The 12,323-nt window shown below is 51.4% G+C and carries 14 protein-coding genes; 1 reads left to right on the top strand and 13 read right to left on the bottom strand.

The genetic code is table 11. The features are described from left to right. Positions 1 to 49 precede the first annotated feature (49 nt). From acpS to rseD, 12 genes are all read right to left on the bottom strand, one after another. Positions 50 to 430, bottom strand: coding sequence for a holo-ACP synthase (gene acpS / locus AACS80_RS06480; RefSeq protein WP_064526159.1), 381 nt, complete (start codon positions 428 to 430; stop codon positions 50 to 52). Continuing rightward, positions 430 to 1,161 (bottom strand): pyridoxine 5'-phosphate synthase, encoded by a 732-nt coding sequence (gene pdxJ, locus AACS80_RS06475; protein ID WP_135410267.1) that lies wholly within the window; start codon positions 1,159 to 1,161, stop codon positions 430 to 432. The genes acpS and pdxJ overlap by 1 nt, the downstream gene beginning before the upstream one ends. A gap of 11 nt (positions 1,162 to 1,172) precedes the next feature. Further along, on the bottom strand, positions 1,173 to 1,901 hold the full coding sequence (gene recO, locus AACS80_RS06470; RefSeq protein ID WP_130207598.1) for a DNA repair protein RecO: 729 nt from the start codon (positions 1,899 to 1,901) through the stop codon (positions 1,173 to 1,175). A gap of 131 nt (positions 1,902 to 2,032) precedes the next feature. Next, positions 2,033 to 2,938: a GTPase Era gene (era, locus tag AACS80_RS06465; protein WP_135410268.1), complete on the bottom strand. Its 906-nt coding sequence runs from the start codon at positions 2,936 to 2,938 to the stop codon at positions 2,033 to 2,035. After that, positions 2,935 to 3,615, bottom strand: a complete 681-nt coding sequence (gene rnc, locus AACS80_RS06460; RefSeq protein WP_001068343.1) for a ribonuclease III — start codon at positions 3,613 to 3,615, stop codon at positions 2,935 to 2,937. Before rnc ends, era begins: the two co-directional genes overlap by 4 nt. 272 nt (positions 3,616 to 3,887) lie before the next feature. Further along, entirely contained in the window at positions 3,888 to 4,862 is a 975-nt protein-coding gene (gene lepB, locus AACS80_RS06455; protein WP_000002532.1) for a signal peptidase I, read from the bottom strand. 15 nt (positions 4,863 to 4,877) lie between these two features. Beyond that, positions 4,878 to 6,677: a translation elongation factor 4 gene (gene lepA, locus AACS80_RS06450; protein WP_000790173.1), complete on the bottom strand. Its 1,800-nt coding sequence runs from the start codon at positions 6,675 to 6,677 to the stop codon at positions 4,878 to 4,880. 197 nt (positions 6,678 to 6,874) lie between these two features. Next, entirely contained in the window at positions 6,875 to 7,354 is a 480-nt protein-coding gene (rseC, locus tag AACS80_RS06445) for a SoxR-reducing system protein RseC (RefSeq protein ID WP_130260421.1), read from the bottom strand. After that, complete coding sequence (gene rseB / locus AACS80_RS06440; RefSeq protein WP_064526144.1) at positions 7,351 to 8,307, bottom strand: sigma-E factor regulatory protein RseB; 957 nt, start codon at positions 8,305 to 8,307, stop codon at positions 7,351 to 7,353. The genes rseC and rseB overlap by 4 nt, the downstream gene beginning before the upstream one ends. Next, positions 8,307 to 8,957, bottom strand: a complete 651-nt coding sequence (gene rseA / locus AACS80_RS06435) for an anti-sigma-E factor RseA (RefSeq protein WP_130260422.1) — start codon at positions 8,955 to 8,957, stop codon at positions 8,307 to 8,309. Before rseA ends, rseB begins: the two co-directional genes overlap by 1 nt. Positions 8,958 to 8,989: 32 nt before the next feature. Next, positions 8,990 to 9,565, bottom strand: coding sequence for an RNA polymerase sigma factor RpoE (rpoE, locus tag AACS80_RS06430; protein WP_001295364.1), 576 nt, complete (start codon positions 9,563 to 9,565; stop codon positions 8,990 to 8,992). After that, positions 9,562 to 9,717: a rpoE leader peptide RseD gene (rseD, locus tag AACS80_RS06425; protein ID WP_064526141.1), complete on the bottom strand. Its 156-nt coding sequence runs from the start codon at positions 9,715 to 9,717 to the stop codon at positions 9,562 to 9,564. The genes rpoE and rseD overlap by 4 nt, the downstream gene beginning before the upstream one ends. 255 nt (positions 9,718 to 9,972) lie before the next feature. Between rseD and nadB the strand changes: the two genes are divergently transcribed. Beyond that, entirely contained in the window at positions 9,973 to 11,595 is a 1,623-nt protein-coding gene (nadB, locus tag AACS80_RS06420) for an L-aspartate oxidase (protein WP_135490548.1), read from the top strand. Here nadB and trmN read toward each other — a convergent pair. Next, a complete protein-coding gene (gene trmN, locus AACS80_RS06415) occupies positions 11,580 to 12,317 on the bottom strand; it encodes a tRNA(1)(Val) (adenine(37)-N(6))-methyltransferase TrmN (RefSeq protein ID WP_004969696.1) in 738 nt (245 codons plus the stop codon). The two genes, nadB and trmN, sit on opposite strands and share 16 nt — an antisense overlap. Positions 12,318 to 12,323 lie beyond the last annotated feature (6 nt).

The following is a 12,323-nucleotide window of genomic DNA, read 5'->3' as shown; positions in this document are numbered from 1 at the left end:
GTTCCTTACCAGTTCGGGGGTTTTACTTTATAAAGAGAACGGTATTATTTTAACTTTCAATAATTACCGTGGCGCAAGCATAATGACGTTCATCTGCAAGCGTCACATGCATATGTGCGACGCCCAGCTTTTCCGCCAGTTTTAATGCCTCGCCCCACAGTCGCAACCGTGGCTTACCAAGCTCATCGTTGAATACTTCAAACTGATTAAACGCCAGGCCATTGCGGATCCCGGTTCCAAACGCTTTTGCCGCCGCTTCTTTCACAGCAAAACGCTTCGCCAGAAAACGCACTGGCTGTTGGTGCGTTTTCCAGATTTCCCATTCGTTATCGCTTAATACGCGGCGAGCCAGGCGCTCACCGGATCGGGCGATCACCGCTTCAATGCGAGCGATCTCCACGATATCCGTGCCTAAACCTAATATTGCCATTAGCCACGCGCTTCCAGCATCAGACGCTTCATTTCTGCCACCGCATCTTTCAGTCCGGTCATCACTGCACGACCAATAATGGCATGGCCGATATTCAGTTCATGCATCTCAGGAATGGCGGCAATAGCTTTCACGTTGTGATAGGTCAGACCGTGGCCGGCGTTAACTTTCAGACCGAGGCTTGCGGCAAAGGTCGCAGCTTTAGCAATGCGCGCCAGCTCTTGCGCCTGTTCAGCGTCAGTTTTGGCATCGGCATAACAACCAGTATGGATCTCGATAAACGGGGCGCCTACCTCTGCTGCAGCTTTGATCTGCTCTTCATCTGCGTCAATAAACAGAGAAACCTGAATCCCGGCACCCGCCAGACGTTTACAGGCATCGCGCATTTTGTCACGCTGACCTGCGACGTCCAGGCCTCCTTCAGTTGTCACTTCCTGGCGCTTTTCCGGTACCAGGCAGCAAAAATGAGGCTTCGTCTCAATGGCAATCGCCAGCATCTCTTCGGTCACCGCCATTTCCAGATTCATGCGGGTATCCAGCGTCTGACGCAGGATGCGCACGTCGCGGTCAGTAATGTGGCGACGATCTTCACGCAAATGCACGGTAATGCCATCCGCGCCAGCCTGCTCGGCAATAAACGCGGCCTGCACCGGATCGGGGTAAGCAGTACCACGTGCATTACGCAGCGTTGCGATATGGTCAATGTTGACGCCCAACAGTAATTCAGCCATGACAATCCTCATCAGTCATTATGTGTTTGCACTGTTCGCTTAGGTATAAACTGCCGGAACAGTTCCCTGCTCTTTAATGGTTTACCGCCAAGATACGGCTTAAGCGCCATGCGGGTAAAGCGTTTCGCGGCACGCAATGTGTCTGCGTCAGGAAATTCCCGCGTGTGTAACGCTTTCAACTGCCTCCCGGTGAAGGTTTTATTGTCGATAACGACGCTTGCGATAAACCCTTTTTCTTCGCGATAACGATACGTCATGGTGTCATCCACCGGTTCGCCGCTACCTGCACAATGGGTAAAATTGACGCCATAACCCAGATGCCCGAGCAATGCCAGCTCAAAGCGGCGCAACGCGGGTTCCGGTGTGCCAGTAGCCCCTGCCAGAGACTGGATGCAGTGTAAGTAATCGAAAAAGAGTTCCGAAAAGCGAGTCTCGTATTCCAGCACGCGGGAGAGAAGCTCGTTGATGTACAGACCGCTGTAAAGCGTGATACCGCTTAATGGCAGCGCCAATGAGACAGCTTCAGCACTGCGCAGTGTTTTGACTTCACCGCGCCCACCGAAGCGAAGCAAGAGAGGCGTGAAAGGCTGTAATGCACCTTTCAGGGTAGAGCGTTTAGAACGTGCGCCTTTGGCAACCAGACGCACGCGACCCGATTCCTCCGTGAAGACGTCCAGCATCAGGCTGGTTTCGCTCCACGGGCGACTATGCAGGACAAATGCGCGCTGCCAGCCTTCCATCATACTCGTCGCCTTTCAAGTTGCAGGTGCCCTGGCTGCACCCGTTCACCCTGGTCACTTACTTTAGTAAGCTCCCAGGGATTCACGGTTTTGCCGCCTTCCTGCACCTCGAAAGTCATAGAGTATGCTAATTAAAGATCGTCAACGTAACCGAGACTACGCAGTGCGCGTTCGTCGTCGGCCCAGCCGGATTTCACTTTTACCCACAGTTCAAGATGGACAGGCGCTTCGAACATTTCCTGCATGTCTTTACGCGCTTCAATACCGATGGTTTTAATCTTGGCTCCTTTGTTGCCAATGACCATCTTCTTCTGCCCTTCACGCTCAACGAGAATCAAACCGTTGATGTCGTAACCACCACGTTCATTGGTGACAAAACGTTCGATCTCCACGGTCACGGAGTACGGCAGTTCTGCACCGAGGAAACGCATCAGTTTTTCACGGATGATTTCAGAAGCCATAAACCGCTGTGAGCGATCGGTGATGTAATCTTCCGGGAAGTGATGCGTCGCTTCAGGCAGATGCTTACGCACGATTGCCGCAATAGTGTCAACATTCAGCCCGGTTTCGGCAGAGATCGGCACAATATCGAGGAAATTCATCTGGCTTGACAGGAACTGCAGATGCGGCAGCAGATCGGCTTTCTCCTGCACGTTGTCCACTTTGTTCACCGCGAGGATCACCGGCGCTTTGCCATCACGCAGCTTGTTGAGCACCATTTCATCGTCCGGCGTCCAACGGGTGCCTTCAACGACAAAAATCACCAGCTCAACGTCGCCAATGGAGCTGCTCGCCGCTTTGTTCATCAGGCGGTTAATAGCACGCTTCTCTTCCATATGCAGGCCCGGGGTATCGACGTAGATCGCCTGATACGCGCCTTCAGTATGGATACCCACAATGCGGTGACGCGTTGTCTGCGCTTTGCGGGAAGTGATGGAGATTTTCTGCCCCAACAGTTTGTTCAGCAGCGTGGATTTGCCAACGTTCGGACGTCCGACGATGGCAATAAATCCGCAGTAACTTTTATCGATGCTCATTCCAGCTCCAGTTTTTTCAACGCCTGTTCGGCGGCAGCCTGCTCAGCCTTACGACGGCTTGAACCTGTGCCAACCACCGGTTCACTCAGGCCGCTGACCTGGCAGTGGATAGTAAATTCCTGATCGTGCGCTTCGCCACGTACCTGAACTACCAGATAAGTCGGCAGCGGCAGATGGCGACCCTGCAAATATTCTTGCAAGCGCGTTTTCGGATCTTTTTGTTTATCGCCTGGGCTAATTTCGTCCAGACGGGTTTGATACCAGTTAAGGATTAACTTCTCGACAGTTTGAATATCACTGTCGAGGAATACGCCGCCAATTAATGCTTCGACGGTGTCGGCGAGAATTGACTCGCGACGAAATCCACCGCTTTTAAGTTCACCCGGCCCTAAACGCAAGCACTCACCTAACTCAAATTCGCGTGCCAGTTCTGCCAGCGTATTGCCACGGACCAACGTGGCGCGCATCCGGCTCATATCGCCTTCATCCACACGCGGGAAACGGTGATACAACGCATTAGCGATAACGTAGCTCAAGATTGAGTCGCCTAAAAATTCTAAACGCTCGTTATGTTTGCTGCTGGCGCTGCGGTGAGTTAATGCCTGCTGCAGCAGTTCCTGATGATTAAAAGTGTAGCCCAGCTTCCGTTGAAGCCGATTAATTACGATGGGGTTCATGCGATACCAATAAATAAATGCGTCAACAATTCAGCACACGAAACAGACCTGATACACATAGGCTCTGTTAACCGCTTTGTCGCGGATTCATTACGCCATATATGGAAACCAACGCTGTTTCGTGTGCCGTGGCAACCAGAAGGCGCCAACCTTAAACTTCGGGGGAATATTCTATACACAACGATAAGGGATGTCGTTAGCCTGGGGAGATTTATCTCATAAATAATTCACGTTGCCGCCAGAATGACGACAACGTGAACGAGAAGCAGCAATTAATGGATGCCGCCAATGCGACTTAAGCGCACACCTGTCGGCCATTCACCTTCTTGCTTATCGAAACTCATCCAGATTGCCGTTGCCCGACCTACCAGATTCGCTTCCGGCACAAAGCCCCAGTAACGGCTGTCCGCGCTGTTGTCGCGGTTATCGCCCATCATGAAGTATTGACCCGGCGGGACAATCCAGGTTGCCAGTTGTTGTCCTGGTTGCTGGTAATACATCCCTACCTGATCCTGGGCGATTGGCACAGTCAGGATACGATGCGTTACATCGCCCAACGTCTCTTTACGTTCGGAAAGACGAATACCATTTTCTTTGGTTTCGTTTTTCGGCACTTCAAAGAAGCCACTGGTCGCTTCCCCGCCGTTACGACGCGAGAAGGTCTGTACGAAATCGCTCGGTTCAACGTTGGAATAAGTTACCGGCAGCGCGTTTTCACACGCTTGACCAGAACTGCATCCAGGTTGAATGGTCACTTCTTTCGCGACCGGATCATAAGTGACCTTATCGCCCGGTAAACCTACCGCTCGCTTGATGTAATCAAGCTTCGGATCTTCCGGGTATTTGAAGACCACGATATCGCCACGTTTCGGATGACCGGTTTCGATCAATGTTTTCTGGTAAATAGGATCTTTAATGCCGTAAGCAAATTTCTCTACCAGAATGAAGTCACCGATTAACAGAGTCGGCATCATCGAACCTGACGGGATCTGGAACGGTTCATAAATAAATGAACGCACAATCAATACGATAGCCAGCACCGGAAATACAGAAGCCCCGGTTTCCAGCCAACCTGGCTTCGGCGCAACCTTTTTCAGTGTTGCTTTATCCAGTGAATCCCCGGCAGCCGCTTGCGCCGCTGCCTGACGTTCCCGTCGTTTAGGTGCGAAAAAGAATTTATCCACGCACCATAAAATGCCCGTCACCAGTGTGGCAATCACCAGAATCAGGGCAAACATATTCGCCATGCCAACTCCTAAGGGTTATTTGTTGTCTTTGCCGACGTGCAGAATGGCAAGGAACGCTTCCTGCGGCAGCTCAACGTTACCGATCTGCTTCATACGTTTCTTACCTTCTTTCTGTTTCTGCAGCAGCTTTTTCTTACGGCTGATATCACCACCATAGCATTTAGCCAGTACGTTTTTACGCAGCTGCTTCACGGTGGAACGCGCAATGATGTGCGTACCAATCGCTGCCTGAATAGCGATATCAAACTGCTGGCGAGGGATCAGATCTTTCATCTTCTCCACCAGCTCGCGGCCACGGTTTTGCGAATTATCACGGTGGGTGATCAATGCCAGCGCATCAACACGTTCACCGTTGATTAAGACGTCAACACGCACCATGTCAGAAGCCTGGAAGCGTTTGAAGTTGTAATCCAAAGACGCATAGCCACGCGAGGTTGATTTCAGTCGGTCGAAGAAATCAAGCACCACTTCCGCCATCGGGATCTCGTACGTCAGCGCTACCTGGTTTCCGTGATAGACCATGTTGGTCTGTACACCGCGTTTTTCAACGCACAAGGTAATGACGTTACCGAGATACGCTTGCGGCAGCAGCATGTGACACTCTGCAATCGGCTCGCGCAGTTCGTAGATGTTATTTACCGCTGGCAGCTTGGATGGGCTGTCGACGTAGATAACTTCTTTTGCCGTAGTTTCAACTTCATACACTACTGTCGGTGCTGTGGTAATCAGGTCAAGATCGTATTCACGTTCCAGACGTTCCTGAATGATCTCCATGTGCAACAGGCCGAGGAAGCCGCAGCGGAAACCAAAGCCCAGCGCCGTTGAGCTTTCTGGCTCATAGAACAGTGAAGCGTCGTTCAGGCTGAGTTTGCCCAACGCGTCACGGAAGGCTTCATAGTCGTCGGAACTTACCGGGAACAGACCGGCATATACCTGCGGTTTAACTTTCTTAAACCCAGGCAACGCTTTTTCTGCCGGATTACGCGCCAGCGTTAAGGTATCGCCTACCGGTGCACCGTGGATGTCTTTGATCGCACACACCAGCCAGCCTACTTCGCCGCATTTCAGTTCAGTACGATCAACCTGTTTCGGCGTGAAGATCCCCAGGCGGTCGGCGTTATAGGTCTGCCCGGTGCTCATAACTTTCACTTTGTCGCCCTTACGCAAGGTGCCGTTTTTAATACGGATAAGTGAAACCACGCCCAGGTAGTTATCGAACCAGGAGTCGATAATCAGCGCCTGTAACGGACCTTCTGGATCGCCTTCCGGCGGCGGAATGTCGCGCACCAGACGTTCGAGAACGTCCTGCACGCCCACGCCGGTTTTCGCTGAACAGCGCACCGCATCGGTGGCGTCGATACCAACAATATCTTCAATTTCTTCCGCCACGCGTTCAGGATCGGCTGCCGGTAAGTCAATCTTGTTCAGTACCGGCACCACTTCGAGATCCATTTCCATGGCGGTGTAGCAGTTCGCCAGTGTTTGCGCTTCTACGCCCTGCCCGGCGTCGACCACCAGCAATGCACCTTCACAGGCAGCCAGCGAACGGGAAACTTCATAGGAGAAGTCTACGTGGCCCGGGGTGTCGATAAAGTTAAGCTGATAGGTTTCACCGTCAGACGCTTTGTAGTCCAGCGTCACGCTTTGCGCTTTGATGGTAATGCCACGCTCACGCTCAAGATCCATGGAATCGAGAACCTGCGCCTCCATTTCACGGTCAGACAGGCCACCGCAGATCTGGATAATACGGTCAGACAGCGTCGATTTACCGTGGTCAATGTGAGCTATGATCGAAAAGTTACGTATATTCTTCATAAAGTATGATTATTGTGCCTTAACGCCCGGTTAACCAGGCTTTTAGAAGTCGCTGTTCTGAGCTTAACGTCTGTATTAATAGAAAGGCCGCATTCTACACTACAACATTGAGGCGAGGAAATGTTCATACCGTATGGATTGTGGTATCTGGAAACGTCCTCGCATTTGTTATGCAAAATGCAACAAAGCCAGTGAAATCACTGGCTCGCGTCTTCCGAAGATGTTTCAAACCGCACAAGGCCTGGCGGCAATGCCACGCTTAAAATGATCGGTTGCCATTCAGCCCGGGCAGCAAACTTTCGCGAGAAGCTGCGCGCAATCAGGAATCCACCAACGCCACCAAGAATTGCGCCGCATAACGCCGCGATGTCTGAAGCAAAGAGTAGCTGAAATAACGAAGCAACAAGGAATAATCCCAACAGTGGCGACATATAAACCAGTAATGCGGAACTAAGCAGGCTACCTTCAGCGATTCCTAATTCGACTTTTTGCCCCGGCACTAACGGTTCATCACAGGGTACGACGATGGTATGTGTGGTTTGCGGACCAAGTTTATTCAACACGCGACTGCCGCAGCCAGCGCGGGAAGCGCAGCTGCTGCATGAGGCTTTGACATCACAACTGACCAGCGCCTGCCCGTTTTGCCAGGAGACCACGGTAGCCCACTCTTTGATCATTGCGCTGCCCCGAACTTAATGTTCTCGGCAATGCGTTTCGCCGTTTGCGGCGGTAGTTCACCAACAATAGTGATTTCCGCGTTGTCACGTATGCTGGTGCTGACTGTTCGGCGTCCGGTACGCAACATCTGATCGGTGCTCGATGGCGTCGCGCGGTTAACGTTTACCGAGAAGCTGAACAAGCCGTCGGAATAGAGACGTGATTCGATGGGCATATTGTCCATCGTGGGCAACGGGCGTCGGCTACTGGAGACTTCGCTAAACCCCTGCGGCAACCAGGTTGGAGTCCAGTTGAATTTGGCTTTTTCACCTACAGGAACAGAAAGCAACGGCGGCAAATTTGCCTTCGCCAGCGTCTGCATACTGCTGCTGATATCCTGATTGACGTTAAACGCAATCACGCGAAATTGTTCCAGCGTTTCACCATCGCGATCAAGGAGATCAACCCGCATCGGTAATTTCGATTCGGTGTCCATCCACACAATGTAGCTGTAGCGTGTACCATCACGGGCGACTACGCGAATGACTTCGCAAAGACGATCAGCAATACGCGTGCGTCCCACGGAGATAAAGTCGTAGTAAGGAGAAAGGCGTTTGAAATCGGTATAAATGAGCGATGGCAGAGAATCAACAATGTAATCGCCATTAAGAGTAAACGGTTCAAGGCCCGGCTCAAAGTAGCTGATTTCATTGCCGCGCTGTACCACTTCCCGGCGCGGGCCATCCATTTGCAACAACTGAGCAAGCGGACGGTTATCGAGGCGTGCATGTCGATAACGCAGAGACTCAACACCTTGTTTATTGATGCTGATGAATGACAGCTCGTAATTCAGTGACTGGCTAGCCAGGTTCATCTGCTGTAATAACGCCCCGGACGCGGGAGTGGCCGAGGCGTTAGCAGAGAATAACAGGCTACCTGTCACTAATGACATGGCAAACCAAAGTTGCTTCATTACTGCGATTGCGTTCCTAAAGTTTGAATTCCTGGCACCTGTACAGCGGCTTGCTGTGTTTGTGCCTGCTCAAACTGAAGCTGTTCGGAGTGGAGTCGACGTTGCAGTTCGTAATCCTGCAACATGGCATTAATGCGACGACGCTGCTCCTGTACCTGCTGCTGTTGACCATTGTTTGCGGTCGCTTCAGAAGGTACTCCCAGACTTACCGGACTGGCTTTCCCCATCATCGGCAGAGTATTGAATACCGGTGTTTCGGGCTGCTGGGACGTTTCAGATTGTCCATTATAGTGCTGGACGCCAACGATAACTGCAAGCGATACACATGCCGCTACGCCCATTTGGGTAAGCTGTGCCGCCCATGGACGTACTTTCTGCCAGAATGGCATTTTCTGCCATTGATGCGGAGCAGGCTGGGCCTCTGGGATCAATATCGTCGGTTGACGAACTGGCTCTTCTTCAATGGCGGCCATCACGCGCGATGAGATATCGAAATGAAGCAACTCAGGAGTATCACCCCGCATAGAGTCACGGATTAAGTGATAGCTTTCCCAGGTTTTCTGCATTTCCGGGTTGTGAGCCAGTTCGTTAAGCAGCTCACTATCCAGCGTTTCGCCATCCATTAAAGCGGAAAGTTGTTCTTTCTGCATGCCTAATACCCTTATCCAGTATCCCGCTATCGTCAACGCCTGATAAGCGGTTGAACTTTGTTATCAATAGCTTCCCTCGCTCGGAAGATACGTGAACGCACCGTACCTACCGGACAATCCATGATAGCGGCTATCTCTTCATAGCTCAGGCCATCCAGCTCCCGCAAGGTTATTGCCATGCGTAAATCTTCCGGGAGGGACTCAATAGTTCGGAAAACTATCTGTCTCAGTTCTTCTGACAACATTAAGTTCTCAGGGTTCGAAATTTCTTTCAGCGCGCCGCCACTTTCGAAGTTTTCTGCTTCAATGGCATCCACATCACTGGAAGGTGGACGACGCCCCTGAGCAACCAGGTAATTTTTCGCTGTATTTACAGCGATCCGATACAGCCATGTATAAAAAGCACTATCTCCCCGGAACGAATCCAGCGCACGATAGGCTTTAATAAAAGCTTCTTGTACCACATCGGGAACATCACCCGACGGCACATAGCGGGAAACCAGACTCGCCACTTTATGCTGATAGCGCACTACCAGTAAGTTAAAAGCTTTCTGATCTCCCTTCTGGACCCGTTCAACCAGGACCTGGTCCGTTAACTGCTCGCTCATCCGAGGTAAAGTCTCCCCAAACCAAATTTCCACGCGCTATCGAAACGCCACTCCATTAGCTGCAATTTGAGCAAGCAAAACGTTAGAGTGTCTCGTTTTTGTAAAGTTCCGTAACGCATCTGTTTTTGTTTGTCATGCTGTAGACGGATCATTATCTATCATTATAAGTCTACAGAATCTGAACATCGCATTATCTGTGTAGAAATGCCCATTTAACTGCCTGAAGAGTACCCCAACGGCCTTTTTATTTCACCACCTAATCCTCCGCCAGCAAGCAACTTCTCTTTTTTCCACCGTCCAGGATCTCCCTGTTTAGCCATTGTAACAAATATTAAAATAGCAGGTGTTTAATTACACAACGTGATGCTATGCTGACCAAACCGTGTTTAGTAAATTAAACAAACAAAATGAATACTCTTCCTGAACATTCTTGTGATGTGCTGATTATCGGTAGCGGCGCAGCCGGGCTTTCACTGGCACTACGTCTGGCTGACCAGCATCAGGTCATCGTTCTTAGCAAAGGCCCGGTAACGGAAGGCTCAACATTTTATGCCCAGGGCGGAATCGCCGCCGTGTTTGATGAAACTGACAGCATAGACTCGCATGTGGAAGACACATTAATTGCTGGTGCCGGCATTTGCGATCGCCATGCGGTTGAATTTGTCGCCAGCAACGCGCGTTCCTGCGTGCAATGGCTAATCGATCAGGGAGTGTTGTTTGATACCCACGTTCAGCCGAATGGCGAAGAAAGCTATCATCTGACCCGTGAAGGTGGGCATAGTCACCGTCGCATTCTTCATGCTGCCGACGCCACCGGCAGAGAAGTAGAAACCACGCTGGTGAGCAAGGCGCAGAACCATCCGAATATTCGTGTGCTGGAACGCAGCAATGCGGTTGATCTGATTGTTTCTGACAAAATTGGCCTGCCTGGAACGCGACGGGTTGTCGGCGCGTGGGTGTGGAACCGTAATAAAGAAACCGTGGAAACTTGCCATGCTAAAGCGGTGGTGCTGGCAACTGGCGGCGCGTCGAAGGTTTATCAGTACACCACCAATCCGGATATTTCCTCTGGTGATGGTATTGCCATGGCCTGGCGTGCGGGTTGCCGGGTCGCCAATCTCGAATTTAATCAGTTTCACCCTACCGCGCTGTACCATCCACAGGCACGGAATTTCCTGTTAACGGAAGCCTTACGCGGCGAAGGCGCTTATTTGAAACGCCCGGACGGCACACGTTTTATGCCTGATTTTGATGATCGCGGCGAACTGGCCCCGCGCGATATTGTCGCCCGCGCCATTGACCATGAGATGAAACGCCTCGGCGCGGATTGTATGTTCCTTGATATCAGCCATAAGCCCGCTGAATTTATTCGCCAGCATTTCCCAATGATCTATGAAAAGTTGCTGGGGTTGGGTATTGACCTCACGAAAGAACCGGTGCCGATTGTGCCTGCTGCGCACTATACCTGCGGCGGCGTAATGGTTGACGATCATGGACGTACGGACGTTGATGGCCTGTATGCCATTGGCGAAGTGAGTTATACAGGCTTACATGGTGCTAACCGCATGGCCTCTAACTCCTTGCTGGAGTGTCTGGTCTATGGCTGGTCGGCAGCGGAAGATATTACAAAACGTATGCCTTATGCGCGTGGCGTCAGTACGTTACCGCCGTGGGATGAAAGCCGTGTTGAGAATCCTGACGAACTGGTGGTGATTCAACATAACTGGCATGAGTTACGCCTGTTTATGTGGGATTACGTAGGTATTGTGCGCACAACAAAACGCCTTGAGCGCGCTCTGCGGCGTATCAATATGTTGCAACAGGAAATAGACGAATATTACGCACACTTCCGCGTATCAAATAATTTGCTGGAACTGCGTAATCTGGTGCAGGTTGCCGAGTTGATTGTTCGCTGTGCAATGATGCGTAAAGAGAGTCGGGGGTTGCATTTCACGCTGGATTATCCGGAACTGCTCACGCATTCCGGTCCATCGATCCTTTCCCCCGGCAATCATTACATAAACAGATAAAAAGCCTGGGTCAGCGCCGTATACGCTTCGGAATAGTTCTGGTCTGGCCCACGAATGACTAAGCGATCGCTAAAGCATTCTCCCGCCTGCGGGGAGAATGCCAGCAGCACCCGATGCGGCAGTCGCGCTTCGTTTTCCGCCACATCCGTCCGCAAACGTAAATGCCAGCCCATGCTTAATGCCAGTTCAGTAAAACCATTACCAATCTGCTCTGGCAGCACCACGCAGAAAAATCCCTCTTCGGTAATGCACTCCGCCGCACAGGTCAGCAACGATGGGTGATCAAGCGTAGTGGTATAGCGGGCCTGTTCCCGTTGAGGTGTCGCGCACTCTACTCCCTGCTGATAGTAAGGTGGGTTACTGATGATTAAATCGAAGCGTACTGTCTGCTGTGTGAGCCACTGCTGAATATCCGCCGTATGGACGTTAATCCGCTCTGCCCACGGGGACTGGTTGATATTTTCCTGCGCCTGCGCGGCAGCTTCACTTTCCAGTTCAACTGCATCAATCATCACGCTGTCATCGGTTCGCTGCGCCAGCATTAATGCCAGCAACCCGCTACCCGCGCCGATATCAAGGCAACGTTTTACCCCAGCTACCGGTGCCCATGCGCCCAGTAAAATACCATCCGTTCCCACTTTCATCGCACAGCGATCGTGAGCAACAAAAAACTGTTTAAAAGTAAATCCATTACGACGAAGCACGGATGTAGACTGTGACATGAAAAT

This window comes from Escherichia sp. E4385 (assembly GCF_963883145.1).
Classification (GTDB): Bacteria; Pseudomonadota; Gammaproteobacteria; order Enterobacterales; family Enterobacteriaceae; genus Escherichia.
Note: the sequence above shows the minus strand (reverse complement) of the source record. Positions and strands in the feature narration are given on the sequence as shown.

What these genes read in the sequence shown, in the direction of transcription:
- acpS (WP_064526159.1), bottom strand. Translation starts at nt 430, where the DNA reads ATGGCAATATTAGGTTTAGGCACGGATATCGTGGAGATCGCTCGCATT.
- pdxJ (WP_135410267.1), bottom strand. Translation starts at nt 1,161, where the DNA reads ATGGCTGAATTACTGTTGGGCGTCAACATTGACCATATCGCAACGCTG.
- recO (WP_130207598.1), bottom strand. Translation starts at nt 1,901, where the DNA reads ATGGAAGGCTGGCAGCGCGCATTTGTCCTGCATAGTCGCCCGTGGAGC.
- era (WP_135410268.1), bottom strand. Translation starts at nt 2,938, where the DNA reads ATGAGCATCGATAAAAGTTACTGCGGATTTATTGCCATCGTCGGACGT.
- rnc (WP_001068343.1), bottom strand. Translation starts at nt 3,615, where the DNA reads ATGAACCCCATCGTAATTAATCGGCTTCAACGGAAGCTGGGCTACACT.
- lepB (WP_000002532.1), bottom strand. Translation starts at nt 4,862, where the DNA reads ATGGCGAATATGTTTGCCCTGATTCTGGTGATTGCCACACTGGTGACG.
- lepA (WP_000790173.1), bottom strand. Translation starts at nt 6,677, where the DNA reads ATGAAGAATATACGTAACTTTTCGATCATAGCTCACATTGACCACGGT.
- rseC (WP_130260421.1), bottom strand. Translation starts at nt 7,354, where the DNA reads ATGATCAAAGAGTGGGCTACCGTGGTCTCCTGGCAAAACGGGCAGGCG.
- rseB (WP_064526144.1), bottom strand. Translation starts at nt 8,307, where the DNA reads ATGAAGCAACTTTGGTTTGCCATGTCATTAGTGACAGGTAGCCTGTTA.
- rseA (WP_130260422.1), bottom strand. Translation starts at nt 8,957, where the DNA reads ATGCAGAAAGAACAACTTTCCGCTTTAATGGATGGCGAAACGCTGGAT.
- rpoE (WP_001295364.1), bottom strand. Translation starts at nt 9,565, where the DNA reads ATGAGCGAGCAGTTAACGGACCAGGTCCTGGTTGAACGGGTCCAGAAG.
- rseD (WP_064526141.1), bottom strand. Translation starts at nt 9,717, where the DNA reads ATGATCCGTCTACAGCATGACAAACAAAAACAGATGCGTTACGGAACT.
- nadB (WP_135490548.1), top strand. Translation starts at nt 9,973, where the DNA reads ATGAATACTCTTCCTGAACATTCTTGTGATGTGCTGATTATCGGTAGC.
- trmN (WP_004969696.1), bottom strand. Translation starts at nt 12,317, where the DNA reads ATGTCACAGTCTACATCCGTGCTTCGTCGTAATGGATTTACTTTTAAA.